Below are 26,333 nucleotides of genomic sequence, written 5' to 3' on the forward strand. Positions count from 1 at the left end.
ACGGACGTTGTACCCGGCAGCCCGAGATAATTCAGCACGCAGCCAATAAGCATTACGCGCCAAGCAATAACGGCGCACCTATGAGTGCTAATAACAACAGTTATCATTGGCGTTTGTGTTTTTGAAGCGTATTATCCGCACGCTTCGTATCTGAATCATGTCCATAAGGAGTCGGGCTTGACGCACAGTAATCCGGAAAAACAACAGCTATTGCTCTCGCGCTGGAGTGAGGCGCTCGATACCCCCGCCTTTAGAGCCCATCGCATCACGCTCGATCATTTGAGCAATGCACTGGAGCCCGCGTCGCAGCGTAGCTTCCAACGTCTGATCCAGGCGCTGTTTCGCGAAAATCTGATCAAGCCCGACGACTGTGAATACGACGAACACAACCACTGTTGGTTACCGCTTGAGAATGGCGCCCGTCTTTGTTTCGAACACTTGTCTGCCGGGCGAATGAACAGTTGGGACGTGCGTGGCAGCATTACGCTGCACAGCCCCGCAAGCCTGCCGCAAAAAATCCTGCTGCCCTCTGAATTGCTGGCCCAGCTCAGCACCCAACTCAACCCTGCTGCTTCACAGGAAGTACTGGAGCGTCTGGCCTTGGAGCTCGATGACAGCTTCAGCAATGACACGCTGTGCCTGGCCTTCCATCACGACTGGACTCTCCAGCTCAAGAGCCGGATCGCCCCGGACTACGACGACAACTTGTTGGCCTGGCTCAAAGACAGCAGCGCGTTGGAGAACCCGACCTCGCTGTTGGAGCAATGGGGCACGCTGGGCCATCCCTGGCACCCGAACTACAAGACCAAACTCGGCCTCAGTGCCTCTCAGGTGATCGCCTTCTCGCCGGAATTCGAGGCGAAGTTTCCGATTGTGCTGTGCGCTTTGCACCGTCAATACGCCCACGTCGAATCACTGACAGGTACGCCGGATTATTGGGACTGGTGGCAAGGCAATTTCCCACTGGTCGCCGAACACCTGCACGCTCATTTGCAAAGCAGAGGACTGGATGCAGCGGATTACCTCCCACTCCCCGCACACCCTTGGCAAGCCCATGAAGAGTTACCACGCTCATTTGCCAATGAGATCGCCGACAACCTGCTGATCCTGACCGATATCGTCGCGTTCACCGCACATCCCACCATGTCGTTTCGCACTGTTGTACCGGGTGCCAGCTGCACCGCGCCGATGGTCAAACTCCCGGTGGCGTTGCGTCTGACCAGCGTGCAGCGCACCGTCTCGCCGCGCTCGGCGCGGATGGGACCGCGTATCAGTCATTTGTTGCTGAAAATTCTCGACCAGGAGCCGCAGATCCAGCGCTTGCTGAACATCGTGCCGGAACGTATCGGCGTGCATTACGCGCCGCAACCGGCCGATGATGAACGCTCACGGCATGCCTCCGTGCTTTACCGGGACAACCCGCTGAGCCTGTTGCAAACCGGTGAAATGGCTGTTCCGGTCGGCAGCCTGTTCGCGATGGATGAGCATCAGCAGCCATTACTTCGTCAGTGGGTGCGCCTGGCCCAGGGGCGTGATGACAGCGAAGCCATGCAGGCATTCTTTCGCCATTACCTGTCGATTGCCGTACCGAGTCTGCTCGGCATCTATCTGATGTATGGCGTGGCCTTCGAAGCCCACCAGCAAAACAGCTTTATGGTGATGGGCGCCGACGGGCAATTGAGTCGCCTGCTGCTGCGCGACTTCGGTGACATTCGCATTGATCGCAAGACCCTGCATGCCCATGGCCTCGATATTGAGCTGCACGACCCGAAGATGACGCTCTACGACGAATCAGGTTTTGTCCGGGACAAACTCCTGCACACCACATTCATGTGCCATTTGGGTGAACTGGCCCTGCTCTGCGCCCGTCATTGGAGCGTGCCGGAAAACCTCCTGTGGGATGAATTGGCGGCGCAGGTCAGTGATTGCTTTGACGCATTGCGCGAGCGCGTCGAACCGCAACGCTGGGAAACCGAACGTCAAGCCCTGCTTGTGCAGGACTGGCCGGCCAAGTCATTTATGCGCATGCGCTTGCTCGACAGCCACGCCGACATTGTCGGCCGTCTCAGCAACCCACTGAAAGTCAGCGCCCATGGCGGCTAACGGCAGCGCTTTAAGGCTGTTGGTGCTGATCCAGTTGATTTCCATGGGTGCCATGGAGATGAGCGGCCCGTTCTGGCCCTTGCAAATTCAGCATCTGCTCGGGCCCGAACAGGCCCGTTACACTGCACTGCTATCCGCCATGGTCTATGCCGGCCCAATGCTTGCGGCCATGCTCTTGACGCCGTTGTGGGGCCGTCTGGGTGACCGCACCGGGCACAAGCCGATGATCGTTCGGGCATTGCTGGCATTGGCGCTGTGCCAGGGGCTGGCGGCCATTACGCTCGATCCCTGGTTGTTGGTCGCGATCCGGGTGATGCAAGGCGCACTGGCCGGCTTTCTAGCCGCCGCTCAGGCGTACGCCCTCGCCTGTTGCGACAGCTCGGATCGCGGACGAACCCTGGCGCGATTGCAATCGGCAACCGCGGTCGGCTCGTTGGTGGGGCCGGTGCTGGGCGGTTGGTTGATGGACGTCTCAGGGTTTGCCCTGCTCTGCTATGGCGCCACGCTGATTTGCCTGCTGTGTGCGTTGGGTAGTCTCTTTCTGCCGGCCGATACGGCGCGGCCAGCACAGAAAAAAACGTCTGCCCGCGCGGCCTTGCCGAAAGGCTGGATGGGCGGAATTTTGCTGGTGATCGTGCTGATCCAGGCCGCCAAGATGATGCCTCAACCCTTCTATGCGCTGTACGTCGCCAATGTACTGCAAGCGCCCGGCTGGCTGATTGGCGCTACCTACGCCGCCAGCGCCGCAACCCTGGCCATTTCCGCGCCGCTGTGGGGGCGGCTGTTCGATCGCTGGCAACCGGCCTATACCCTGCGCGTCATCGAAGGCGTCGCTTGGTTGTGTGCATTGACCCTCGCCGCGACCGCACTGGCTAACGAATGGATCGGCTTTCTCGCCACCCGACTGCTGTGGGGCCTTTGGCAAGGTGCCTTGCTGCCAGTGGCCTATGCCCTGATCGCCAATACCGTTTGCCCCACCAGGCAGGGTTTTGCCCTCGGCCTGGGCAACAGCGCGGCGAAAGCCGGCGCTCTGCTGGGTGCCGTCCTGGGCGGCATCGGCATGGGGCTGGTCGGGCTGGACCATAGCTTCTGGCTGGTGGCCCTGACCTACGCCTTGGCTGCTTTGGGTATCCGCGCGGTACGAGCTTCAACTGCGATGCAGCCCACCGCTTTCTCTACCAACACTCATCACAACTAAAAAAAGACTACATCATGACCCGAACCAAGCTATCCCTGTTGATTGCGCTGCTCAGCTCCTTCAGTGCCCAGACCTGGGCTGTGGAATCCGAGAAGCCAGGTACCCTGAACATGCAAGCTACCGTCGTTTCGGCCACCCGCAGCGAAGCGAGCATTGCCTCGATTCCCGGCTCGGTACAAGTTATCGACGAGCAACAGATCCGTGAACAAAGCGGCGCCGGTCGTCGAGTGTCCGACATCCTTGGCCAACTGGTGCCGGGGATAGCACCGCCCACTGGCGGTATGAGCAACTTCGGCCAGACCCTGCGCGGGCGCAACATTCTGGTATTGGTGGACGGAGTGTCGCAAAACGCTACCCGAGACAACTTCCGCCAGTTGAACAGCATCTCGCCCGCCAGCATCGAGCGCATCGAAGTGGTGTCCGGCGCAAGCAGCATCTACGGTGCCGGCGCTTCGGGCGGCATCATCAACATCATCACCAAGCGCAACCAGGGCCAGGACGTCGCGTTCAGCAGCAAACTGGGAATGAGCAGCGGTAACAACCTCAACCGTAAAGGCTTCGTCTACGAGGCGTTCCAGAGTGCGACAGGCCGTCAGGACGCACTGGACTGGTATGTTTCGGCAGACATGACGCAACGCAACGACCAGTTCGACGGCAACGGCAACCGCATTCCTCAGGACACGTCCCAAGGCAGCAACATGGACACCGAAACCTATGACCTGCAAGGTCGATTCGGGTATGAACTGGATGCCGACAAGAAGCTCAACCTGTCGCTACAAGACTACAAGGACCAGCAGGACACCGGGTACACCAAAGCCTCGCGCAATGGTGAGGCCGTCGCGGTCCAGGGTTTGAAACTCGACGACCAGCCCTACACCCATAACCAGGCAGTCAATCTCAACTACGCCGACAAGGATTTCTACGGCCAAGGTCTGCAAGTCGAAAGCTACTGGCGTCGTGCCGATGCACTGTTCTTCCCCGACCTGTCACGGGGCAAGGCCGGCGTTTCGGACAACAACAGCGTGCAAGACGTATATGGCCTGCGTGCGGCCATCGACACCCCGCTGCCGTCGATCGGCGATGCTACCGGCAATCTGGTATGGGGCGCCGACTACGACCACGAACGCTCTCGTCAGCGCGGCGACCAGTACCGGGTCAACGGTCTGAACTACACCAAGACCGGCACCACCTATGAACTGGGCCCGGACACCGAAACCACCACCAAAGCGCTGTTCGGGCAAATGTCCTGGGACATCGGCGACTGGACCCTGCGCGGTGGCATACGGCGCGAGTGGATCGAAAGCGAAGTCTCCGACAGCATCGCCTACGGTGAAATCGTCCAGACCGGCAAACGCGCGACCTTGCCCGGCGACACTCTCAAATATGATGCGACCCTCTACAACCTGGGTGCGGTCTATCACCTGAGCGCAAACCAGGACATCTTCGCCAATTACAGTCAGGGCTTCTCGCTGCCCGACATCCAACGCTTCCTGCGGGACGTCAACAGTCGCTTCGATATTCAGACCCTCAACGCCCAAGCGATCAAGGTCGACAGCTACGAGTTGGGCTGGCGCGGCAATTGGGACAAATGGCAAGCCGACGTCACCCTGTATGAGAACACCTCGGACGTCACCCAGTTCTTTGACGCCAACGATCGTGTGTTACGCCTGATCAACCAGAAGGAACGCGTGCGCGGCATCGAGAACAGCCTGACGTATCGCCCGACCGAGCACTGGTCGGTGGGCGGCACTTACGCATGGGCCAAAGGTGAAACCCAACAGAACGGCAAATGGATCGACCTGCCGGCCACCCGCATTTCACCGGCCAAAACTACGTTGTTCGTCGGTTTCACCGAGGACGACTACAGCCTGCGTCTGCAGGGTATGCATCTGTCCAGCTACGATGAGGCTGCCAAAGACAACAACGGCCGCGAAATCCAGGGCTATACCCTGGTGGACATGCTCGGTTCGGTGGAGCTGCCGGTCGGCCGACTTGAAGGCGGGGTCTACAACCTCACCAACCGCACCTACCAAAACCTCTTCGCCCAGGCCAACGCCCGTGCGCCTTTTGCCAATGCCGAAGGGCGTACGCTGAGCGTCAGCTACTCGGTCGACTGGTAACTCAAGGGGTATATAACTTGTGAACTGTCATCGTTTTTTAAACGATGACAGTTCACAAGCGCTCGCACTGACCGAACATATCCGGGCTTTCTTTCGGTCAGACTGCGTTGCTCTTTGCCGACGCTCCGCGTAAAAAAGTCTATCCCTAATCGATCGTGCAAGAAGCATTGGATGCTGGCGTTACACACGACACATGGTTTGACGACCTGATCTTCCATCTTCGGCTCAGCTAATGAGTCGCCCAAACACTAGCACCCAGGCCTCACTGCGCGCCCTGCCCCATCCGACTCGCTAGCTTCTGCTCTTTCGATATGCCGTCAGTCCGGGCACAATGCGCATCCTTTTTTTGGCTGGCCGTGCCGGAGGCCTCGAAATGATCAAAACGCCGTACTACCTCATCGACAAACAGAAACTGCTGACGAACATGCAGAAGATCGCCTATGTGCGCGAACAGTCCGGGGCAAAGGCCCTGCTGGCGCTCAAGTGCTTCGCTACATGGTCGGTGTTCGATTTGATGCAGCAATACATGGACGGCACCACATCGTCGTCGCTTTACGAACTCAAGCTCGGTCGTCAGAAATTCGAAGGCGAAACCCATGCCTACAGCGTGGCCTGGGCCGACGACGAGATCGAGGAGATGCTCGACAATTGCGACAAGATCATCTTCAACTCCATCGGCCAGTTGCAACGCTTTGCCGAGCGCTCTGAAGGCAAAACCCGTGGCCTGCGCGTCAACCCGCAGGTCAGCAGCTCTGATTATCTGCTGGCCGACCCGGCGCGTCCGTTCAGTCGTCTGGGCGAGTGGGACCCGGTTAAGATCGAAGGCGTCATCGACCAGATCTCCGGCTTCATGTTCCACAACAACTGCGAGAACGGCGACTTCAGCCTGTTCGACCAAATGCTCTGCACCATCGAAGAACGCTTCGGTGAGCTGCTGCACAAGGTCAGTTGGGTCAGCTTGGGCGGTGGTATTCACTTCACCGGCGAAGGCTATGCGCTGGATGCGTTTTGCGCACGGCTCAAGGCGTTTTCGCAAAAGTACGGCGTTCAGGTCTACCTGGAACCTGGCGAAGCGGCGATCACCAACAGCGCCTCGCTGGAAGTCACGGTGCTCGACACCCTCTACAACGGCAAGCATCTGGCGATAGTGGACAGCTCCATCGAAGCCCATTTGCTTGACCTGCTGATTTATCGCCTCAACGCTAAACTGGCGCCGAGCGAGGGTGATCACACCTACATGGTGTGCGGTAAGTCGTGCCTGGCCGGGGACATCTTCGGTGAGTATCAATTTGATCGTCCGCTGGCCATCGGTGACCGGCTTTCATTCGTCGATACCGCGGGCTACACCATGGTCAAGAAAAACTGGTTCAACGGCCTGAAAATGCCATCCATCGTTGTGAAACAACTCGACGGTACAGTCGAAGTGGTTCGCGAATTTGGTTATGAAGACTACCTGTCCAGCCTTTCGTAAACGGACAGATACAGGAGAGAGAAAGCAATTGAAAAAGAACGTTCTTATCATTGGTGCAGGAGGTGTCGCTAAGGTGGTGGCCCACAAGTGCGCGCAGCACAACGACGAACTCGGTCGTATTGCTATCGCGTCGCGCAACATCTCCAAGTGCCAGGCCATCATCGACAGCGTCAAGGCCAAGGGTAGCCTCAAGGTACCCGCCGACATCTGCGCCTTTTCGCTCAATGCACTGGATGTTGAAGCAACCAAGGCGCTGATCCTGAAAACCGAATCACAGATCGTGATCAACGTCGGTTCCGCGTTCCTTAACATGTCGGTGCTGCGTGCCTGCATCGATACCGGAGTGGCCTACCTGGACACCGCCATTCACGAAGAGCCAGGCAAGGTCTGCGAGACCCCGCCGTGGTACGGCAACTACGAGTGGAACCACCTGGATGAGTGCAAACAGAAGAACATCACGGCCATCCTCGGCGTGGGCTTCGACCCAGGTGTCGTCAACGCTTATGCAGCGCTGGCGCAACAACAGTATTTCGACAGCATTGATTCGATCGACATTCTCGACGTCAACGCTGGCTCCCATGGCAAATATTTCGCCACCAATTTCGACCCGGAGATCAACTTCCGTGAGTTCACCGGACAGGTGTGGAGCTGGCAGAACAGCCAGTGGACCAGCAACACCATGTTCGAAGTCAAGCGTACCGACGACCTGCCGGTAGTCGGCTCGCAGAATCTGTATCTGACCGGCCACGATGAAGTGCACTCGTTGTCCAAGAATCTCGACGTGCCCAATGTGCGTTTCTGGATGAGCTTCGGCGAACACTACATCAATGTGTTTACGGTACTGAAAAACCTCGGTCTGCTCTCCGAGCAACCGGTCATGACCGCCGAAGGCCTGGAAGTTGTGCCGCTCAAAGTGGTGAAGGCCGTGCTGCCTGATCCGAGCTCGCTGGCGCCCGGCTACACCGGCAAGACCTGCATCGGCGATCTGGTCAAGGGCACCAAGGATGGTCAACCGCGCGAGGTGTTTATCTACAACGTGGCCGACCACGAGGAAGCCTACGCCGAAACCGATAGCCAGGGCATTTCCTATACCGCTGGCGTACCACCGGTAGCCGCAGCGTTGCTGGTCGCCCGTGGCGAGTGGGATGTGCAGCGAATGGCCAACGTCGAGGAACTGCCGGCCGAGCCGTTCCTCAAGGCGCTGGATGTGATGGGCCTGCCGACCCGCATCAAGGACGAGAACGGAGACCGTCCCTGGATCTGAAGCGACTGAGGCTCACAACATATAGCTGAGCTTCATTGCCTGCTCCAAAAACGCCGCTCACTGAGCGGCGTTTTTGTATGTATTAAAAATCAGGAGGGTACGGCTTCTGAGCGTTGTGGCGCTGCGGTGTTGCTCCTGAGTTGCTGCCAAGCGAGCTGCGCCTGGACTTGGGCGACGGCATCCAGAACTCTCTGCGCCCAGCGCTCATCCTCCGGATGCACGACAACCACGCGAAAGCCATGATCATGCCCTTCCGTGCGCACGCCCTCGGAGTCATCGACATGCAAGTCGATATCGAAGGCCGGCGGAAATTTCGACGGGCCTTTTGACAGCCCGTTGTTCATCAGCGCACGGTTATGCAACACACTGTTGACCACCCCGTCGACACGGATGCCATATAGCAACAACCAACGCCTGATGTAGGACGGTGTCCGGCCGGACGACGTATAGACCCAGATACTGCAGCCTTGGCGACGCAACTCTCGGGTCAGAGCGCGGGTTCCGATGCGCAACGGTTCTCCCAGCCAACGATGAACACAGGCCGGCAACCAGCTCTGCTCGACTGCGCAGTGGTGGAGTTGGCAGGCCAGCGTGTCATCGATATCGAACGAAACCCGGATGCGCTGACGTCTGGATACGTGCATCGCGATAGCACACCGCAACGCTTGCCATACTCGGCTACCGGAGGCTCGATACTTGGCGGGTATTGGATACCAGTTCATCAATTTCCCCCCTGGAAGACGTGCAAGGCCCTGTCGTTGAGAAAAAAACTCATCGATTCAGGCGCCTGATTTTCCAGGAAGGCTGCATATTTTTTTTTGATCTTGGGCAATTCGTACAACGCCTTGACTCCATGCTTTGCAGAGTTGCGTATGACCGAGGATGGGTTGAAGTAGCCCTCGGCGTTTTCCAGCGTCAGCACGAACGGAGGCAAACCGGCGCGCATGAGCAAATAGCTCACCAGGAGCGACCCCGTGCGGTTATTGCCTTCAATAAACAACTGCGGCTTGCTGAGGATTCGCACATAGACACCGGCCGCACGCTTCCAGACTGATTCGCTGCGATACGCGCAGTACCAATTGAACAGGTCCTTTATTCCTCCCTCAACGTTGTTGAAGAAGTGTTCCTCGGTGGCGGCCAGATGTTGAGCATACTCCTGCCGACGCACCGGGTCTGTGCCACAGAGCACGGTGGCATTGATCTCCAGCATCAGGTTCAGTTGCTGAAGATCGAACAGGTCGACGCCGCTGGCGACATAGCTGTCAATCAACGCATAACCTTCAAGCACATTGTGCAGCACTTCGTCAGTCAAGGGATCGCGCTGCTCGGTAAAGTGCCTGCTGAGCTCGCAGAAGCGACCCTGCACCTCTCGCAGGGCGCGTTCAATGGCAGACAAATCCAGACGACGCGTTACAGACATTGGCAATCCTGAGAAACGGTGGATAAGAAGGTAAACAACCGGACGTTGGTTGTTTAGCTGAACTTGCCGCTGATGTAATCCCCTGTCATTTGTTCGCGCGGGTTATCGAAAATCTGCGCCGTTGGGCCCATCTCAACCAGATAGCCGGTGCGCGTGCCCTGGGAAATATCAACCGAGAAAAAGGCCGTCGTATCAGCAACACGGATGGCCTGCTGCATATTGTGGGTGACCAGAGCGATGGTGTAATCCTTCTTCAACTCAACCATCAGCTCCTCGACCCGTCGGGTAGCGATCGGGTCAAGTGCAGAACAGGGCTCGTCCAGCAACAGGACTTCCGGTTCGGTCGCGATGGCGCGAGCGATGCAAAGCCGTTGCTGCTGGCCTCCGGAGAGTGACAGGCCGCTGACCTTGAGCTTGTCCTTGACTTCATCCCACAACGCCGCGCCCTGCAAGGCGTGCTTGACGCGGTCACCCAGGTCGCCCTTGTAGCGGTTGAGGCGCAGGCCAAACGCAACGTTGTCGAAAATGCTCATCGAGAACGGATTCGGTTGTTGAAACACCATCCCGATGTAACGCCGCACGACCACCGGATCAACGCCCTTGCCATAAACGTCTTGCCCAAGGAAATGCACGTGCCCTTCAAACCTAAAGCCTTTGACCAGATCGTTCATCCGGTTGAGGCTGCGCAGCACCGTGCTTTTGCCGCAACCAGACGGACCGATGAAGCCGGTGATTTTGTTTTTTTCGATGGGGACATGGCTGTCACGTACCGCCATGAAGTTGCCGTAGAAAATCTTGTCGAGCTTGCAGTCCATGACCACAGGCGTCTGGGTGACAAAAGGAGCGGCTATTGGCGCAGTTGATACGTTCAAAATTCAGATGCTCCCGTTTTCAATACTTGGGCTTGCCGAAAATGCGGCTCAGAATGTTCACGACCAGCACGATCATCACCAGCACCAGCGAAGCTGCCCAGGCGAGTTCGAGTTGATTGTCGAATGGCATGCCGGAGAAGTTGTAAATCAGCACGGCGAGCGATGCTGTCGGGTTCATGACCGCCAGGCTGCCATCGTGGAAGATCCAGTAGTTGCTGAACAATGCGGTAAACAACAACGGCGCGGTTTCGCCCGCCGCACGAGCCACGGCCAGCATGACGCCCGTCAGGATCGCCGGCATACCGGTAGGCAATACGATTTTCCAGATGACCTGCGAGCGGGTGCAGCCCATGCCGTAGGCGGCATCCTTCATGATCTTGGGCACCATCTTCATCGACTCTTCAGCCGTGAGTACGACGATGGGCAACATCAGTACCGCCAGCGCCACGCCGCCCGCCGGTGCCGAGTAAGTACCGGTGGTCATCACCACCAGCGCGTAGGCAAACACCCCGGCCAGAATCGATGGCAGGCCCGTGAGCATCTTGGCGGCAAAGCGCGAGGCGTTTGCCAGCTTGCTGTCCGGCCCCAGTTCAGCCAGAAAGATAGCCGCCATGATGCCGACCGGAACCGCGATTGCCGCGGCGATACCGACCATGACGAAGGTGCCTGCCATCGCGTTGCCGAAGCCTCCGCCGGTCTCGAACCCGGTTGGCGGCAGTTCGGTGAAAACCTCCAGGCTCAGGCGTGCCCCTCCCCGCGTGATCAGCATGTAGAGCACGGAAATCAGCGGCACGCTGGCCAGTAGAGCGCCAGCCCAGACCAGTGTCGTCAGCACCAGGCTGCGCAGGGCACGGCCTTCAAACCGGCGCTGCAGGCTCGGCATCGCGGTGATAGGAGATGTGAGATCAGTCATTATTTGGTACCCCGCTGGGCGTAGACCATGATCATCGATCCGATAATGTTCACCAGTAGCGTGATGAACATCAGCACCAGTGCGGCGTACATCAACACTTCGATCTCGTTCGGCCCGGCTTCGGGGAAATTCAGCGCCAGCAAGGCCGCCAGCGTATTGGCTGGTGCAAACAGAGAAAGCGAAATGTTGTTAGCGTTGCCCACCAGCATGGCCAGCGCCATGGTTTCACCCAGTGCGCGGCCCAGGCCGAGAACCAGCGAGCCGAAAATACCAGTGGCCGCGGAGGGCACCATCACCTTGAGAATCGCTTCCCAATGGGTGGTCCCCATGCCGTAGGCGGCCTGCTTGGTTTTCATCGGGACACCGGTGAGGGCGTCCTGCGAAACGGCGGCTATGGTCGGCAGAATCATGATGGCCAGTACCAGCGCCGCAGGAAGCAGTCCAGGCCCGCTCAAGGACGTTCCAAAAAAAGGTATCCAGCCCAGCTCGCTGTTCAGCCACGCCGTGAGCGGACGAATCGCCGGGACTACCACGTAAATGCCCCAGAGGCCATAAACGACGCTGGGGATGGCTGCCAGTAATTCGACGATGGTGCGAAACACGGCTGCCAGCTTCGCCGGCAGGAAATCCTGGGTCAGGAAAATCGCCATGCTCACGCCGAAAAACCCTGCGATCAGCAACGCGATCAGGGCGCTGTACAGCGTGCCCCAAATGGCCGGCAGAATGCCGTATTTACCTTGGTTAACGTCCCAGACGGATCCCAAAAGCACATCCAGACCGTGCTTTTCCATGCCAGGAATGGCCTTGCGTCCCACTTCAAATATGAGCGCAAAGACCAACGCCAGAATCAGAACCACCCCTATTCGCGCTAGCGCACGGAAGATGCGATCAACCAGGAAGTCCTTTGCAGAGGGCGGCTGGCAGGCGGAAGCCGGGTTAACCGGTACGACAAAAGGTGTGTTCATTGGCGAGTTCCGGATCAGAGGGGGGGAACTCCCCCGGCATGGCTCACCGCGCATACCGAGAGAGGCCTCGCGAGCGTTACTGAATATTGGCGGAGGCTTTGCGAACCTGATCGACGATCGATGGCGGCAAGGGGATGTAGCCCATCGAGTCGGCGATTTTCTGCCCTTCGGTCAGGCTGTATTCGACCATTTCACGCATGGCCTTGGCTTTGGCCGGGCTCTCGTTGTGCTTGCGGAAGATCATCCAGGTGTAGGAGGTGATCGGGTACGACTTGGCGCCGTCCGGATCCGGCAGCCAGGCCACCAGGCTTTCGGGCATTTTCACCGCTGCCAGGGCCTCGGCACCGCTTTGAGCGTTAGGTACAACGTAATTGCCGGCCTTGTTCTGCAGTTGGGCAAAGTTGACCTTGGCCAGCTTGGCGAAACCGTACTCGATGTAGCCGATAGCGCCCGGAGTCTGGCGCACGGTAGCCGTCACACCATCGTTCTTCGGCGATTTGATGAATTTGTCACTGGCCGGCCAGTTGACGGTGTTGCCTTCACCCAAGTCCTTGTGAAACTGCGGGTTGATCGCCGACAAGTGCTTGGTGAATACCGCTGTGGTACCGCTGGAGTCTGCACGCACGACAACGGTGATCGGCATATCAGGCAGTTTCACGCCCGGGTTTGCTGCGACGATCTGCGGGTCGTTCCACTGGGTGATTTTGCCCAGGAAAATGTTGGAGTAAACGTCGCGTGGCAATTTGAGCTCTTTAGGGTTGCCCGGCAGGTTAAATGCCAACACGATTTCACCCGCGGTCATCGGCAGCAACTGCGCACCTTCGGCGACCTTGGCGATGTCTTCGTCTTTCATCGCCGAGTCACTGGCGGCGAAATCAACGGTTTTATTCAGGAAGTCCTGCACACCCGCCCCGCTGCCCTTGGATTGGTAATCCACAGTGACACCTTCGGTTTTTTTGCTGAAATCCTTGAACCAGGTGAGGTAGATCGGTGCCGGGAAGCTGGCTCCCGAGCCCGTGAGTCGGACGCTTTCCGCTGCGAAGGACATTGAGGTCGCCAAAAGAGATGCGGTAACGGCAAGCGCAGCAGACTTCATCAAACGTATCATCGAGGAAACTCCTTATAAGGGTTCCCGAACACTGCAGCATTTTCGTGAAGCTTTGATGAACGTTGGATTGCAGGATCTCGTCTCGACTTGAAGTGGTCTATGAAAACGGCCACCTGCTTAAGCGAGCATATTCGCCAGATCGAGCTGTCGGATGCCCCGGCAACGTCGTCCGTTTTCTTTTGGAATATCCAAAAATCATCAAAGGACTCTGTAAATCTCAGAAACCACCTGCATCGTTGCGTCTTCGATCGTTCCTTCGTTACGGCATAGCACCCAGCCGTTTTCTGCAATCGCTTGCTCGAATGCCTTGGTACAAGCGATCTGTTCTTCCAGCGTATGGATCACCGTACTGCTCAGTCCACGCCGTCGTGTCGCAGCCCTCGCCCATGAAATCTCAGGAGCGGTGACAACCCCGACATGCACGTCTGGCACTCGCACGGCTCGATCAATGTTCAACTGTAGAATCTCTGCAAACGGGACTATCCGCCGAAACGCGGCCTCAGACGGGTACCAGCGATCGATCAGGATGATGCTGTCCGGGGGGTGTTTATCCAGCACGTTTCGGGAAATCCAGTGACGGCTATCGGCAAAGCGCTCACAGACCCTCAATTCCAGATCCCGGGAGGGATGCCGGACGAACTGGTTAACGAGAGCCATTGTTTCACCCCTGTAGGGATCGCTTTTTTTCTCGCAGAGCCGGATCACCTTTTTATTGTCAGCCCTCAGTGCTTTTGTAACGGCTTCCAACAGCGTGGTTTTACCGGTCCCCTTGGGCCCGTCCAGAGAAACAAACAGCGGACGATTCATTCTTCACATAACGATTGATGTACGGTTTTTTTGCCCGACCGTTCGCGGAAACCGCTTGGCGCGACGGCACGAATCGAGCGAGGGGTCTTATGAGCAGACATTGGCGGACACTCTATCCTGTTGGGGAGGGCTGGTGAATTGGAGAAATAACATCATAATGATGGCCATGCCTGATACTTTGTCGAAAGAACTCAGCCACTGCGAGGGATATCATGGGCGAAGGCGCTCCCATTCCGCCGAATGAAATTGAACGGCTAAAAGAGGTCGAAAAACTGTGTCCAACCGACTGCGAAGACGACGATGTCTTCGACAAGATCGTCGCGATGACCTCTGCGTACTACAACGCACCAATAGCACTGATTTCAATCGTCGATAAACACCAGCAGTGGTTCAAGGCACGCGTGGGGCTTGAAGAGACTCAGACACCCAGAGAGGCTTCCTTTTGCGCCTACTCTACGCTGGACAACACCCGGCTGGAGGTGTTGGACGCAACACTTGATACCCGTTTCAAGAACAATCCGTTGGTCACGGGGCATCCGCATATTCGTTATTACGCGGGTGCGCCACTCATTACGGAGGATGGTTTTACACTGGGAAGTCTTTGCATCATTGATACCGTTGCACGCTCTCCCATGAGTGATCGTGACGTGACGATGCTCAATGCCTTCGCTGAATTGGTCATGATGCGCATACGTGGTGTGCGATCTCGCAACTTCGTGGATCAACCCACCGGCCTGTTCAATCGAGTGAGGTTTGAGGAAGATATACGTCAAGCGATAAAGATCAAAGACGCCTGCCAGATCTATGCGATTGACGTCATTTCGCCAAAGTTCCTCAACGATATAGTGAAAGCACTGGGTTATAGTTTTTCAGGAGACCTGATCCTGGCTATCAAGTCCCGACTACAGAAACTGTTACCTCAAGACTGCTTGCTTTATAAAATCAGCCCGACGCGCTTTGGCTTCATTCTCAAGGGTGATCAAACGGCTGAGCCTATTTGCGAAAGCATCCTGCATAACTTCAAAAAACCGGTTGAATGCCACGCCATCCCCATTTTGATGCAGGTGGGGATAGGTGTGCTGCCTGTTCTAGAATCGGAAGATCCCCAGCAGGACTGGCTGCGCCTGGTCGTCAGCGCTGCAGATGAAGCCCGTGACCGCCAGTTGGGATGGTCTCTTTATGAGCCGCAATTTGATGCAGCGCAACAACGCGCCTTCAGGTTACTCAGTTCGTTACCTGAAGCGGTCAACGCGGACAAACAGTTCAGCCTCGTGTATCAGCCCAAAATAAATCTATCGACAGGAAACTGTGATTCAGTCGAAGCATTGCTCCGTTGGACTCATCCGACGCTCGGGAACATCAGCCCTGCTGAATTCATACCTTTGGCTGAGAAGACCGCACTAATACCCTCCATAGGAATATGGGTGCTCAACGCGATTGTGCAACAAGCCGTTGTTTGGAAAGCACAAGGTTTGAGCCTGCGGATAGCGATGAATATAACCGTCAGCGATCTGGAAAGCGCAGAGTTCGTGGACGCGATGATTCATGAAGTTCAACAGCACGATTTGGCCCCTGCCAGCATTGAACTTGAGTTCACCGAAAGTATGCTGATGACAAACCCTGAAGAAGTCATACGGCAACTGGAGCGTGTTCGTCAATTTGGCGTAGAAGTGGCCGTTGACGACTTTGGCTCCGGATACAGTAACTGGGCGTACTTGAAGGAACTTCCCGCCAACACCATCAAACTTGATCAATCGCTGATCAGCGGGCTGGGCAGCAATCAAAATGATAAGAAACTCGTCAAAACCCTCATAGGGTTGGCGAAGGGACTTGGCTACCGGGTGGTTGCGGAAGGTGTAGAAAACGGAGAAATCCTCGATCTTTTAATGCAGTGGGGATGTTCGGATGCACAAGGCTACTTTATAGCCAAACCTATGAGTGCGAAGGCTTTGGAAGCCTGGATAGGACAAGGAGGCTATGGAGCAGGTACCCGTCCGGCAATCGACGAACGGTGATTGGCGTCCTGAGGGCACGCACGCCCCCCCTTCCCTTGAGCGGTTGATTGCTCTGCGTACGGCGCTTCACTTCGAAATTATGTTTTAACCAGATAGTTACCTATCTATATACTGCCCGCCTCATTTCGACGGGACATTCAACGTGAAGCAGAGTCAACGCCTCTCGGGCGTATCAACATTCATTCTGGTCGGGCTAGGCGTGATCATTGCCCTCCTCGGTCTGGCACTCGCTGTTGGCGGCGTGAAATTGGTCAGTCTGGGAGGTTCCTTGTACTTCCTGGTGGGTGGGCTGGTGATGGCGGCCTCCGGTCTGCTGATTGCTCGCTTCAAACCGGCCGGTGCCTGGTTGTTCGCAGCGTTTCTGGTGGGGACAGCGATCTGGGCAGTAAACGATGCCGGCCTGGTGTTCTGGCCAGTGTTCTCGCGCCTGTTCATGTTCAGCGCAGTGGGACTGGTCGTCACGCTGGTCTATCCATTATTGAAACGTGCCAACGGCGGCGCTCCGGGGCGCGGTGCTTATGCCGTTGCCGGGGTACTGGCGGTCGGTCTGGCCCTGGCCGCCGGCAACATGTTCGTCGCGCACCCGACGGTTGCAGCTACGGGCACCGGCCCGGGCCTCACGCCGGTAGATCCGCAAAAAACCCAGAAAGACTGGGCTCACTACGGCAATACCGAGGGCGGCAGCCGCTTTGCTGCACTGGATCAGATCAACCGCCACAACGTCGACAAGTTGCAAGTGGCGTGGACCTATCACACCGCAGACGTCGCCGAGAGCGACGGTAACGGCGCCGAAGACCAGCTCACTCCACTGCAAATCGGCAACAAGGTGTTTATCTGCACCCCGCACAACAATCTGATTGCGCTGGATGCCGACACCGGCAAGGAACTCTGGAAAAACGCCATCAACGCCCAGTCAAAAGTCTGGCAACGTTGCCGTGGCATGGCCTATTTCGACGCGACTGCAGCAGTTGCCGAGTCGGGTAGTTCACCCGTTGCCGTAGGCCAGCCAGCGCCAGTTGCCAACTGCCAGCGCCGTTTGCTGACCAACACCATCGACGCTCGCCTGATCGCCGTGGATGCCGACACCGGCGAGTTCTGCCAGGGTTTTGGCAACAATGGTCAAGTGGATCTCAAGGCCGGTCTGGGCGATGTCCCGGACAGCTACTATCAGTTGTCCTCCGCACCGTTAATGGCAGGCACTACCGTGGTGGTTGGCGGTCGCGTGGCTGACAACGTGCAAGCCGACATGCCGGGCGGTGTGATCCGTGGTTTTGATGTGATCACCGGCGCCATGCGTTGGGCTTTCGACCCGGGCAACCCGCAGGATAAAAAGGCGCCGGCAGACGGCAACACCTATGTACGCAGCACGCCGAACAGCTGGGCGCCAATGTCTTACGACGCGGCCACCAACACGGTCTTCCTGCCCATGGGCAGTTCCTCCACCGACATCTATGGTGTCGAGCGCAGCAAGCTGGATCACACCTACGGTGCTTCGATCCTGGCCCTGGACGCCAACAATGGCGAGGAAAAGTGGGTCTTCCAGACGGTCCACAACGACCTCTGGGATTTCGATTTGCCGATGCAGCCGAGCCTGATCGACTTCACCAAGGACGGCAAAACCGTACCGGCGCTGGTCATCGGTACCAAGGCCGGGCAGATCTACGTGCTGGATCGTGCCACTGGCAAGCCGCTGACCAACGTTGAGGAAGTGCCGGTCAAGGCAGCGAACATCCCTAACGAGCCTTACTCGCCTACCCAGCCAAAATCGGTCGGCATGCCGCAGATTGGTGCCCAGCACCTGACCGAGTCGGACATGTGGGGGGCCACGCCTTACGACCAACTGTTGTGTCGTATCGATTTCAAATCGATGCGTTACGACGGTTTGTACACCGCGCCAGGCACCGACAAATCCCTGAGCTTCCCGGGCTCGCTGGGTGGCATGAACTGGGGCAGCATCTCCACTGACCCGGTGCATGGTTTCATCTTTGTGAACGATATGCGCCTGGGTCTGTGGATTCAGATGATCCCTTCGCAGAACAAGGGGCAGGCCACTTCCGGTGGCGAAGCGCTGAACACTGGCATGGGTGCCGTACCGCTCAAGGGCACGCCTTACGCGGTGAACAAGAACCGCTTCCTGTCGGTCGCCGGCATTCCTTGCCAGGCGCCGCCGTTCGGCACGCTGACAGCCATCGACATGAAGACCCAAAAAATCGCCTGGCAAGTACCCGTGGGTACCGTTGAAGACACCGGACCTTTGGGTATTCGCATGCACTTGCCAATCAAGGTCGGTCTGCCGACGCTCGGCGGCACCCTGTCGACTCAAGGAGGCTTGATCTTTATTGCCGGCACTCAGGACTTCTACCTGCGTGCCTTCAACAGCGGCAACGGTGAGGAAATCTGGAAATCCCGCCTGCCGGTCGGCAGCCAGGGCGGCCCGATGACTTATGTGTCGCCAAAAACCGGCAAACAGTACATCGTCATCACCGCAGGTGGCGCTCGTCAGTCGACCGATCGTGGCGACTACGTAATGGCTTACGCGTTGCCGTAAGGCACTGCACTCACCCGCGCTCTTGCAGAGCCGGGCTGACTGTCATGCGCGGTGCCCAAGGGCACCGCGCTGCATTTGTATATTGATCCGGTCTACAGCAGGAAAATCCAGTGATTGCGAGCTGCTCGTTTCACTTGTTGCGATCTGATCAAAGGCCACATTCGTCTGGCCAATTCGCCTACCCTCCCCCGCAAAGCTGACACAGGCCGTGCACTTGAACTTAAATGGGCACCCGCACGGCAGACGACGGCGTTAAGGTGGGTTAAATAATTTTGATGTTCGGCTTGATCGCAGATCACCAGGGTATGCCTGTACTGGGCGTCGACATTACGTCGCAATGGCCGAAAACAGATTCCAATGGAGGAAAACATGAGTTGCGCGTTGGTCATAGAGGACGACAAGGTGACGGCACAAGTCATCATCGCTGAACTCGAACGTCACGGGTTCAGTTCAAAATGGGCCGCTACCGGACGGGACGGACTGGCCTCGGCGATTGCCGGTGGTTTTGACGCCATTACCCTGGATCGCATGCTTCCCGACTTCGATGGACTGACGATTGTCAGCACATTGCGCAGCCTTGGGATTCAGACGCCGGTGCTGATGATCAGTGCACTGTCCGACGTCGATGAGCGCGTTCAGGGCCTGCGAGCGGGCGGCGACGATTATCTGACCAAACCCTTTTCCGCTACCGAGATGGTTGCGCGACTTGACGCATTGCTTCGGCGCACCCATGCCGACGCCAGCCATCCGCAACTCAGTTGCGGGAACCTGCGACTGGACCTGGTCGAGCACAAGCTGACTCGAAATGGCGAACCCATCGGGCTGCTGCCCACCGAGTTCAAACTGCTCAACTACCTGATGCGCAGCGCCGGCCAGTTGGTCACCCGCACGATGTTGTTCGAAGAGGTCTGGGGGTATCGATTCGACCCTGGCACCAACATTATCGATGTCCACATTGGTCGGCTGCGCAAAAAGCTTGAAGGCGATGAAGGGACGCCCGTCATTCATACGATACGCGGTGCGGGTTATGTCCTTGCTGCCAAAAACTGAGCAATGGCGCTCCTCAGGTAGTCGTTTGATCGGGTTCTATGCCCTGTTCTTCGTGGCCTGGGGTGCGCTCTTTACCGGCGTGTTGTACTGGGAAATCTCCCACTATCTGGGAACCGTTGCAGAGCGAACATTACTGCAGCGCGCCCACTACTATCAAAAGATCGATGACGAAAAACTGGTGAATGAACTGGCGGCCAGTGAAGCCTTTTCAACCCCCGGAATCGATGCCTACGGGTTGTTCACCGCCGAGGGGCAGCACGTTGCCGGAGACCTGCTCAAACTGCGCTCCAGCCTGCCCGATGATGGCAAGGTTCATTATCTGGAACGTGGGCTGAGCATTGCGCTACCCAATAAAGAAACCCGCAGCAGTTATGCCCTGTTAGCACGACGCCCCGACGGGCACATGCTTATCCTGGCGCGTGACGGTGGTTCGATTTCTGCCGTGGGCGGGATTATCGAACAGGCCTTGATGTGGGGTTTTTCGTTGACGCTGATTCCCGGATTAATCGGCTGGCGCCTATTGCGGCGCCGGCCGTTGCGGCGTGTCAAACGTCTTCAGTTGTGTACGGAAAGTATCGTCTCAGGCAACCTGGCTGAGCGCCTCCCCCTCTCCGCTCGCCGTGATGAACTGGACATGCTGGCCAATGCCGTCAATACAATGCTCGACCATATCGAGCAATTGATGCACGAAGTCAAAAGTGTCTGCGACGGGGTTGCCCATGATTTGCGCACACCACTGACACGTCTGCGCGCCAGGCTTTATCAGCTCCAGCAACTGCCACTCGACCTTGATCACCAGCAGACATTGAACCAGGCCCTTGAAGAAAGTGAATCGATCATGGTGCGCTTTCAGGGCTTGCTTCGGGTCGCCGAACTCGACGATATCCGCCGACGCTCGGCATTTGCGCCGTTTCCGATCATGGCGCTGTTGCAACAGGCACATGAGTTTTATGAGCCTATGGCGCTGGACCGTTCGCAGACACTGTCCCTGCAGATCACCAGTGACTTGCCCAAATTGGTAGGGGACTCATCGCTGCTGTTTGAGGCGCTGGTCAACTTGCTGGATAACGCGATCAAGTTTACGCCGCAGGGCGGGCATATCACGTTGCGCGGCAGTATCAAGGATTCAACGGTTGTCATTGAAGTCGCCGACGATGGGGCCGGGATACCCGAGGCGGACCGCTCGCACGTCATTCGCAGGCTCTATCGAGGGGAGGCAAGCAGAATGCAGCCCGGACATGGCCTGGGCTTATCGTTGGTCGCGGCCATCGTCAAATTGCACGGCTATTCGCTGGATATTCAGCCTGCCGCGACGGGGCGTGGCACCCGCGTGCTGATTCATTGCCCGATGGCCCCTGCCTGAATCTCGGGCTATTCGTAGCGGAACATTAAATTAAACTTAACCCGGCTTAATTTGAGCGCCCCATGCCCGGGGGCTAGCGTGGCGCTACTTTCTGCTGCCCCAAGGCTTCTTGCTTGTGAAATACCTGTTGTTCCGATGTGTATTCACCCTGCTCTGCGCAACATCGCTTGTTGTGTTGGCCCACCCTGCTCTGGCTGACAACAACACCCGAGGCGCCATGATCCCTGCCGCACCGAAGCTCGGTGCCAAAGCCTGGATACTCATCGACGGCGCCACCGGTGCCGTTATCACCAGTCACAACAGCGATATGCGCCTGCCGCCGGCCAGCCTGACCAAAATGATGACGGCATTTGTCACCACGCGTGAAATCAAGGCCGGGCGTATCAAAGCAGATGGCATGGTCACTGTCAGCGAAAATGCCTGGCGTACCGGCGGTTCGCGCATGTTTCTTGACCCAGGCAGTTCCGTTTCGGTTCACGACTTGCTCAGCGGCGTGATCATCGACTCGGGTAATGACGCCAGCGTGGCGCTCGCCGAACATGTCGCCGGAAGCGAAGGCGTTTTCGTCGGCATGATGAACTCGACAGCTACGGCCTTGGGGATGCGCAACACACACTTCATGAACTCCACCGGCCTGCCTCAGCCAGACCATTACTCATCGGCCCGGGACATGGCGCTATTGGCGCGGGCGATCATCAACGAAGGCGCTGATACCTATGCGCTGTACGCCAAAAAACACTTCACCTGGAATGGCATACGGCAAGCCAACCGCAACCTTCTATTGTGGCGAGACGACAGCTTCGACGGACTGAAGACTGGCCATACCGAAGCGGCTGGCTATTGCATGGTAGCGTCGTCGCGTCGAGACGGGCGGCGTTTGATCAGTGTGATCTTTGGTGCAACCAGCACGCAAAAACGCACCGCAGAAACTGAAAAACTCATGGGCTACGCCTTTCGTTTCTATGACACCCAAACCTACAAAAAAGCCGGGGAAGTACTCAAAACGGCTGCGCTCTGGAAAGGCGAGAAACGATCGATCGCTCTGGGCTTACTCGACGACATGACCCTCACCCTGCCCAAGAACAGACATCGAAAAATAGAGACACGCATCGAGATTGACGGGCCGCTGCAAGCGCCTATCGCCATGGGCACCGTCGTCGGGAAACTGGAGCTGTACGATGCCGGGCAACTGCTGGGGAGTCGTCCGTTGATCGCACTTGAGGACGCTGAGGCAGGCAGTTGGTGGAAACGCTGGTGGGATACGACGCACCTGTTCTTTACCCAGATGATTCGCGGCTGGTTCGATGACACTCAAACGGCCTGAGGGGCGCGGATTCCAGCGGACCGTACGGCCCGTGACGTGGGTGTTCTGTCGTTTGGATGAAGGATTGGTGTTAAATAGGCGCCAGCCTTAACCTTGTCGCGTAAAGCCGTGCAGCGAGAACCGATATGAATGCCCCTTCCAAGATAAATGACGCTCAACTGCAAATGGCGGTGACCGCATGATCGAAGTCACCGAAGTTTCCATTGCCCAACTGCGTGCTGCGCTGGAATCCGGCCAGACCACATCGGTTGAACTGGTGCAGGCCTATCTCGCCCGCATCGATGCCTACGACGGCGCCGACACCCCGACAGCGCTGAACGCCGTTGTCGTGCGCAATCGCGAAGCCCTCAACGAAGCACTGGCCAGCGACGCCCGCCGCGCCAAGGGCGAAACGCGGAGCCCGCTCGACGGTATTCCTTACACCGCCAAGGACAGTTATCTGGTCAAAGGTCTGACTGCAGCGTCCGGCAGCCCGGCGTTTGCCGATCTGGTCGCTTATCGCGATGCGTTCACCATTGAGCGCCTGCGCGGTGCCGGAGCGATTTGCCTGGGCAAGACCAACATGCCGCCGATGGCCAATGGCGGGATGCAACGGGGTGTCTACGGCCGTGCCGAAAGCCCTTATAACGCTGACTACCTGACTGCGCCGTTCGCCTCGGGTTCGTCCAATGGTGCCGGCACCGCCACGGCCGCGAGTTTCGCCGCGTTCGGTCTGGCCGAAGAAACCTGGTCGAGCGGTCGCGGCCCAGCGTCGAACAATGGCTTGTGTGCCTATACCCCGTCGCGCGGGGTGATCTCGGTGCGCGGTAACTGGCCGTTGACCCCGACCATGGACGTGGTCGTGCCGTACGCCCGCACCATGGCTGATCTGCTGGAAGTGCTCGACATCATCGTCGCCGAAGACCCGGACACCCGAGGCGACCTTTGGCGCCTGCAACCGTGGGTGCCGATCCCGAGCGTCAGTTCCGTGCGCCCCGCCGCTTACGCCGAACTGGCTGCCGACAGCGCCGCGCTGGCCGGCAAGCGTTTCGCCGTGCCGCGCATGTTCATCAACGCCGACCCTGATGCAGGCACCAGCGAAGCGCCGGGCATCGGTGGCCCGACCGGCCAGCGCATCAACACCCGTGCTTCGGTGATCGAGCTGTGGAAACAGGCGCGGCAGGCCCTCGAAGCGGCCGGTGCCGAAGTCATCGAAACCGATTTCCCGCTGGTCTCCAACTGCGAAGGTGACCGTCCCGGTGCGCCGACCGTGTTCACCCGTGGTCTGGTGTCGAAAGAGTTTCTTCATCATGAATTGTGGGATCTGAGCGCCTGGGCGTTCGACGATTTTCTGCAAGCCAACGGCGACCCGAAACTCAATCGTCTGGTCGACGTCGACGGGCCGAAGATCTTCCCGCACGACCCGGGCACCCTGCCCAACCGTGAGGGCGACCTAGCCGCAGGCATGGACGAATACGTGCGCATGGCCGAACGCGGCATCACGCCGTGGAACGAAATCCCGACCGTGCCCGATGGCCTGCGCGGCCTCGAACAGACCCGGCGCATCGACCTTGAAGACTGGATGGATAAACTGGGCCTCGACGCCGTGCTGTTTCCGACCGTTGCTGACGTCGGTCCGGCGGACTCGGACATCAATCCAGAATCGGCCGACATCGCCTGGAGCAATGGCGTCTGGGTCGCCAATGGCAACCTCGCGATCCGTCACCTGGGCGTGCCGACGGTCACCGTGCCCATGGGCGTGATGGCGGATATCGGCATGCCGGTCGGCCTGACCTTCGCCGGCCGTGCCTACGACGATTCGAGCCTGCTGCGTCTGGCGGCGGCGTTTGAGTCGACAGGCAGCAAACGGATGATCCCGCCACGCACGCCACCGTTGTCGTAAGGTGATCGGCCCTGTGGGAGCGGGGTTGCTCGCTCCCACAGGGCCGTGTGGTGCCCTCAACTGAGCACATAAGCTCAATCCCCTCGCCCATATTCCCTCGATCATCACGGCCACATTCCTGGTTGCTGGCTACTCATCATGATCGACTGCGCCCTCTCGCGTATCACCCTGCTCGCCTTGCTCTGTGGCCTGAACACAGCCCACGCCAGCGGTATTTTCGACGATTCAAAGTCCGAAGTACTCAGTCGCAACTTCTACCTGAGCAATGACTATCGCTCGCCCTCGCCCTCCGAAAAAAACTATAAACAGGAATGGGCTCAAGGGTTTATCGGCACTTTCTCATCCGGCTTCACGGCCGGAACCGTCGGGTTTGGTATCGATGCGCATGCCTTTACCGGCCTGAAACTGGATGGCGGCAAGGGCCATTCCGGCACCGGGTTGTTGCCGGTCGACAGCGACGGCCGCAGCGAGAGCAACTATTCCAGCGCCGGCGGCGCCCTCAAGTTGAAGGCATCGCGCACCACCCTGGCGTTCGGCGAAATGACCGTGGAAACCCCAGTGTTCGACACCTCCGACAAACGTCTGCAACCGGAGTACGCCACGGGTTTTCTGCTCAACAGCCGGGAAATCGACAACGTTAACGTCCAGGCGGGGCATTTCACGGCGTTCAAGAATCAGGACAGTTCTTCCGGCAAAGGCGATTTTTACGGCTACGGCGCCAACACCGAGGCTGGCGGGATCAGCTTTCTCGGCGCCGACCTGTTCAACGACCGTCCTATCGGAGGCGCCCTGTACGCCTCTGAACTGACGGACACCTGGCATCAGTACTATGCCAACCTGCACTTCAAGCAATCAGGCGTGCTGCTCGACGCCAACCTCTACCACACCCGCGACACAGGCCAGGCGCTGGCCGGGTCAATCGACAACACCGCGTTCAGCCTCTCCGGCAAATACGCCTTCGGCGCGCACGCGGTGATGCTCGGCTGGCAAAAGATCAATGGCGACACACCGTTCGATTTCGTTGGCGGCGACTCGATCTACCTCGCCAACTCGATCAAATACGCCGATTTCAACGGCGCCAACGAACGCTCCTGGCAGGCGCGCTACGACCTGGACCTCGGCACCTTCGGGATTCCAGGCCTGAAGTTCATGACCCGCTACGTCAGCGGAAGCCACATTGACGGCACCCACGCGCCCAAGGGCGGCGCCTACAACCCGTTTGATCCTGACAGCGGCAGTTATCAGCCTCAGCAAGGCGATGGTGGCAAGCACTGGGAGCGCGATATCGATTTGAAGTACGTCGTGCAATCGGGCGCGGCGAAGGATTTGTCGGTGCAGGTATCGCATGTTTCACACCGGGCCAATGATGCCCAGGCAGGCGATGACATCGACCGGATCTACGTGGTGATCCAGTACCCACTGGGTTTCTGACGCACCACGATCAACCCGCACACAGATTTCTGCGTCGGTCCCCCCCTGGGGCTAACAAGGACAAACCACGCTTGCACCCAGCCAGTCGCCCAATCTTTTGCCTTTTAAACTCCAGCGTTTAAAAGACACCTCCAGACACGCCTCCGAGGCTACACACCCTTGCGCCATTGCCTACAGCTACGACAGAATCCGCCGGCTTGTGCGCCTTGGGGTCGGGTTCTATTGTGGGTCGGTCGCTGACAAATCAGCGATCGGGTTTAGCAGCTCGGCAAATTTCAAGGCACGCGAGTATCGCCATTACGTTATGGCGGCTTTGCGTGGGGCACTTCGGTGCGCCGGGATCCTTGAGCCTGGTGAGACTGTCAGAAATTTTGTGTTCGGGCATAACATGTTGAAAAGGAGCATGTATGCCGACCAAAAAGAAACCGGCCTCGGAGGCCAAACCTCAGTTTCCTTCGATCCCGAAAGAGCTGATTGAT

The 26,333-nt window shown here is 57.9% G+C and carries 19 protein-coding genes; 12 read left to right on the plus strand and 7 right to left on the minus strand.

The genetic code is table 11. The features are described from left to right. Nucleotides 1–177 precede the first annotated feature (177 nt). From ACIOWA_RS00750 to ACIOWA_RS00770, 5 genes are all read left to right on the plus strand, one after another. A complete protein-coding gene (locus ACIOWA_RS00750) occupies nucleotides 178–2,103 on the plus strand; it encodes an IucA/IucC family protein (RefSeq protein WP_401157693.1) in 1,926 nt (641 codons plus the stop codon). Continuing rightward, the gene (locus ACIOWA_RS00755; RefSeq protein ID WP_339464181.1) at nucleotides 2,093–3,301 is read left to right on the plus strand and encodes an MFS transporter; all 1,209 of its coding nucleotides are present in this window, start codon (nucleotides 2,093–2,095) and stop codon (nucleotides 3,299–3,301) included. The genes ACIOWA_RS00750 and ACIOWA_RS00755 overlap by 11 nt, the downstream gene beginning before the upstream one ends. 14 nt (nucleotides 3,302–3,315) lie before the next feature. After that, entirely contained in the window at nucleotides 3,316–5,421 is a 2,106-nt protein-coding gene (locus tag ACIOWA_RS00760) for a TonB-dependent receptor (protein ID WP_339464182.1), read from the plus strand. A 373-nt stretch (nucleotides 5,422–5,794) separates the two neighbouring features. Beyond that, nucleotides 5,795–6,892, plus strand: a complete 1,098-nt coding sequence (locus ACIOWA_RS00765) for a carboxynorspermidine decarboxylase (protein ID WP_339464183.1) — start codon at nucleotides 5,795–5,797, stop codon at nucleotides 6,890–6,892. 28 nt (nucleotides 6,893–6,920) lie between these two features. Further along, entirely contained in the window at nucleotides 6,921–8,156 is a 1,236-nt protein-coding gene (locus ACIOWA_RS00770; RefSeq protein WP_339464184.1) for a saccharopine dehydrogenase family protein, read from the plus strand. Between the two features lie 89 nt (nucleotides 8,157–8,245). Here ACIOWA_RS00770 and ACIOWA_RS00775 read toward each other — a convergent pair whose 3' ends face one another. The 7 genes from ACIOWA_RS00775 to ACIOWA_RS00805 all read right to left on the minus strand — a co-directional run bounded on the left by ACIOWA_RS00775 (nucleotide 8,246) and on the right by ACIOWA_RS00805 (nucleotide 14,241). Then, nucleotides 8,246–8,800 carry a hypothetical protein gene (locus ACIOWA_RS00775; RefSeq protein WP_339464185.1) on the minus strand — a complete coding sequence of 185 codons (555 nt, stop codon included), beginning with the start codon at nucleotides 8,798–8,800 and terminating at the stop codon, nucleotides 8,246–8,248. A gap of 77 nt (nucleotides 8,801–8,877) precedes the next feature. Continuing rightward, complete coding sequence (locus ACIOWA_RS00780; RefSeq protein WP_339464186.1) at nucleotides 8,878–9,576, minus strand: hypothetical protein; 699 nt, start codon at nucleotides 9,574–9,576, stop codon at nucleotides 8,878–8,880. A 53-nt stretch (nucleotides 9,577–9,629) separates the two neighbouring features. After that, entirely contained in the window at nucleotides 9,630–10,391 is a 762-nt protein-coding gene (gene pstB, locus ACIOWA_RS00785) for a phosphate ABC transporter ATP-binding protein PstB (RefSeq protein WP_017847588.1), read from the minus strand. 76 nt (nucleotides 10,392–10,467) lie between these two features. Further along, nucleotides 10,468–11,361, minus strand: a complete 894-nt coding sequence (gene pstA / locus ACIOWA_RS00790) for a phosphate ABC transporter permease PstA (protein ID WP_339464187.1) — start codon at nucleotides 11,359–11,361, stop codon at nucleotides 10,468–10,470. After that, nucleotides 11,361–12,326 carry a phosphate ABC transporter permease subunit PstC gene (pstC, locus tag ACIOWA_RS00795; RefSeq protein ID WP_401157697.1) on the minus strand — a complete coding sequence of 322 codons (966 nt, stop codon included), beginning with the start codon at nucleotides 12,324–12,326 and terminating at the stop codon, nucleotides 11,361–11,363. The genes pstA and pstC overlap by 1 nt, the downstream gene beginning before the upstream one ends. Before the next feature lie 76 nt (nucleotides 12,327–12,402). Continuing rightward, nucleotides 12,403–13,434, minus strand: coding sequence for a phosphate ABC transporter substrate-binding protein PstS (gene pstS, locus ACIOWA_RS00800; RefSeq protein ID WP_339464189.1), 1,032 nt, complete (start codon nucleotides 13,432–13,434; stop codon nucleotides 12,403–12,405). Between the two features lie 198 nt (nucleotides 13,435–13,632). After that, entirely contained in the window at nucleotides 13,633–14,241 is a 609-nt protein-coding gene (locus ACIOWA_RS00805) for a dTMP kinase (RefSeq protein WP_339464190.1), read from the minus strand. Between the two features lie 212 nt (nucleotides 14,242–14,453). Here ACIOWA_RS00805 and ACIOWA_RS00810 point away from each other — a divergent pair, with 212 nt between their 5' ends. From ACIOWA_RS00810 to ACIOWA_RS00840, 7 genes are all read left to right on the plus strand, one after another. After that, complete coding sequence (locus tag ACIOWA_RS00810) at nucleotides 14,454–16,256, plus strand: EAL domain-containing protein (RefSeq protein ID WP_401157700.1); 1,803 nt, start codon at nucleotides 14,454–14,456, stop codon at nucleotides 16,254–16,256. Between the two features lie 142 nt (nucleotides 16,257–16,398). After that, nucleotides 16,399–18,804 (plus strand): glucose/quinate/shikimate family membrane-bound PQQ-dependent dehydrogenase, encoded by a 2,406-nt coding sequence (locus tag ACIOWA_RS00815; protein WP_401157702.1) that lies wholly within the window; start codon nucleotides 16,399–16,401, stop codon nucleotides 18,802–18,804. Nucleotides 18,805–19,173: 369 nt separating this feature from the next. Beyond that, nucleotides 19,174–19,854, plus strand: coding sequence for a response regulator transcription factor (locus tag ACIOWA_RS00820; protein ID WP_339494302.1), 681 nt, complete (start codon nucleotides 19,174–19,176; stop codon nucleotides 19,852–19,854). Next, nucleotides 19,832–21,217 carry a sensor histidine kinase gene (locus tag ACIOWA_RS00825; protein WP_401157704.1) on the plus strand — a complete coding sequence of 462 codons (1,386 nt, stop codon included), beginning with the start codon at nucleotides 19,832–19,834 and terminating at the stop codon, nucleotides 21,215–21,217. Before ACIOWA_RS00820 ends, ACIOWA_RS00825 begins: the two co-directional genes overlap by 23 nt. Before the next feature lie 217 nt (nucleotides 21,218–21,434). Further along, a complete protein-coding gene (locus ACIOWA_RS00830) occupies nucleotides 21,435–22,541 on the plus strand; it encodes a D-alanyl-D-alanine carboxypeptidase family protein (RefSeq protein ID WP_401157706.1) in 1,107 nt (368 codons plus the stop codon). A 178-nt stretch (nucleotides 22,542–22,719) separates the two neighbouring features. Continuing rightward, complete coding sequence (locus ACIOWA_RS00835) at nucleotides 22,720–24,423, plus strand: amidase (RefSeq protein WP_401157708.1); 1,704 nt, start codon at nucleotides 22,720–22,722, stop codon at nucleotides 24,421–24,423. 138 nt (nucleotides 24,424–24,561) lie between these two features. Further along, on the plus strand, nucleotides 24,562–25,854 hold the full coding sequence (locus ACIOWA_RS00840; protein ID WP_401157710.1) for an OprD family porin: 1,293 nt from the start codon (nucleotides 24,562–24,564) through the stop codon (nucleotides 25,852–25,854). The last annotated feature ends 479 nt before the right edge of the window (nucleotides 25,855–26,333 follow it).

The sequence above is a fragment of the Pseudomonas sp. NPDC087614 genome, from assembly GCF_044743485.1.
Lineage (GTDB): Bacteria > Pseudomonadota > Gammaproteobacteria > Pseudomonadales > Pseudomonadaceae > Aquipseudomonas > Aquipseudomonas baetica_A.

Coding starts and splice junctions, on each gene's coding strand:
- ACIOWA_RS00755 (WP_339464181.1), top strand. CDS start 2,093: ATGGCGGCTAACGGCAGCGCTTTAAGGCTGTTGGTGCTGATCCAGTTG.
- ACIOWA_RS00760 (WP_339464182.1), top strand. CDS start 3,316: ATGACCCGAACCAAGCTATCCCTGTTGATTGCGCTGCTCAGCTCCTTC.
- ACIOWA_RS00765 (WP_339464183.1), top strand. CDS start 5,795: ATGATCAAAACGCCGTACTACCTCATCGACAAACAGAAACTGCTGACG.
- ACIOWA_RS00775 (WP_339464185.1), bottom strand. CDS start 8,800: ATGCACGTATCCAGACGTCAGCGCATCCGGGTTTCGTTCGATATCGAT.
- ACIOWA_RS00780 (WP_339464186.1), bottom strand. CDS start 9,576: ATGTCTGTAACGCGTCGTCTGGATTTGTCTGCCATTGAACGCGCCCTG.
- pstB (WP_017847588.1), bottom strand. CDS start 10,391: ATGGACTGCAAGCTCGACAAGATTTTCTACGGCAACTTCATGGCGGTA.
- pstA (WP_339464187.1), bottom strand. CDS start 11,361: ATGACTGATCTCACATCTCCTATCACCGCGATGCCGAGCCTGCAGCGC.
- pstC (WP_401157697.1), bottom strand. CDS start 12,326: ATGAACACACCTTTTGTCGTACCGGTTAACCCGGCTTCCGCCTGCCAG.
- pstS (WP_339464189.1), bottom strand. CDS start 13,434: ATGATACGTTTGATGAAGTCTGCTGCGCTTGCCGTTACCGCATCTCTT.
- ACIOWA_RS00805 (WP_339464190.1), bottom strand. CDS start 14,241: ATGAATCGTCCGCTGTTTGTTTCTCTGGACGGGCCCAAGGGGACCGGT.
- ACIOWA_RS00810 (WP_401157700.1), top strand. CDS start 14,454: ATGGGCGAAGGCGCTCCCATTCCGCCGAATGAAATTGAACGGCTAAAA.
- ACIOWA_RS00820 (WP_339494302.1), top strand. CDS start 19,174: ATGAGTTGCGCGTTGGTCATAGAGGACGACAAGGTGACGGCACAAGTC.
- ACIOWA_RS00825 (WP_401157704.1), top strand. CDS start 19,832: ATGTCCTTGCTGCCAAAAACTGAGCAATGGCGCTCCTCAGGTAGTCGT.
- ACIOWA_RS00830 (WP_401157706.1), top strand. CDS start 21,435: ATGATCCCTGCCGCACCGAAGCTCGGTGCCAAAGCCTGGATACTCATC.
- ACIOWA_RS00835 (WP_401157708.1), top strand. CDS start 22,720: ATGATCGAAGTCACCGAAGTTTCCATTGCCCAACTGCGTGCTGCGCTG.
- ACIOWA_RS00840 (WP_401157710.1), top strand. CDS start 24,562: ATGATCGACTGCGCCCTCTCGCGTATCACCCTGCTCGCCTTGCTCTGT.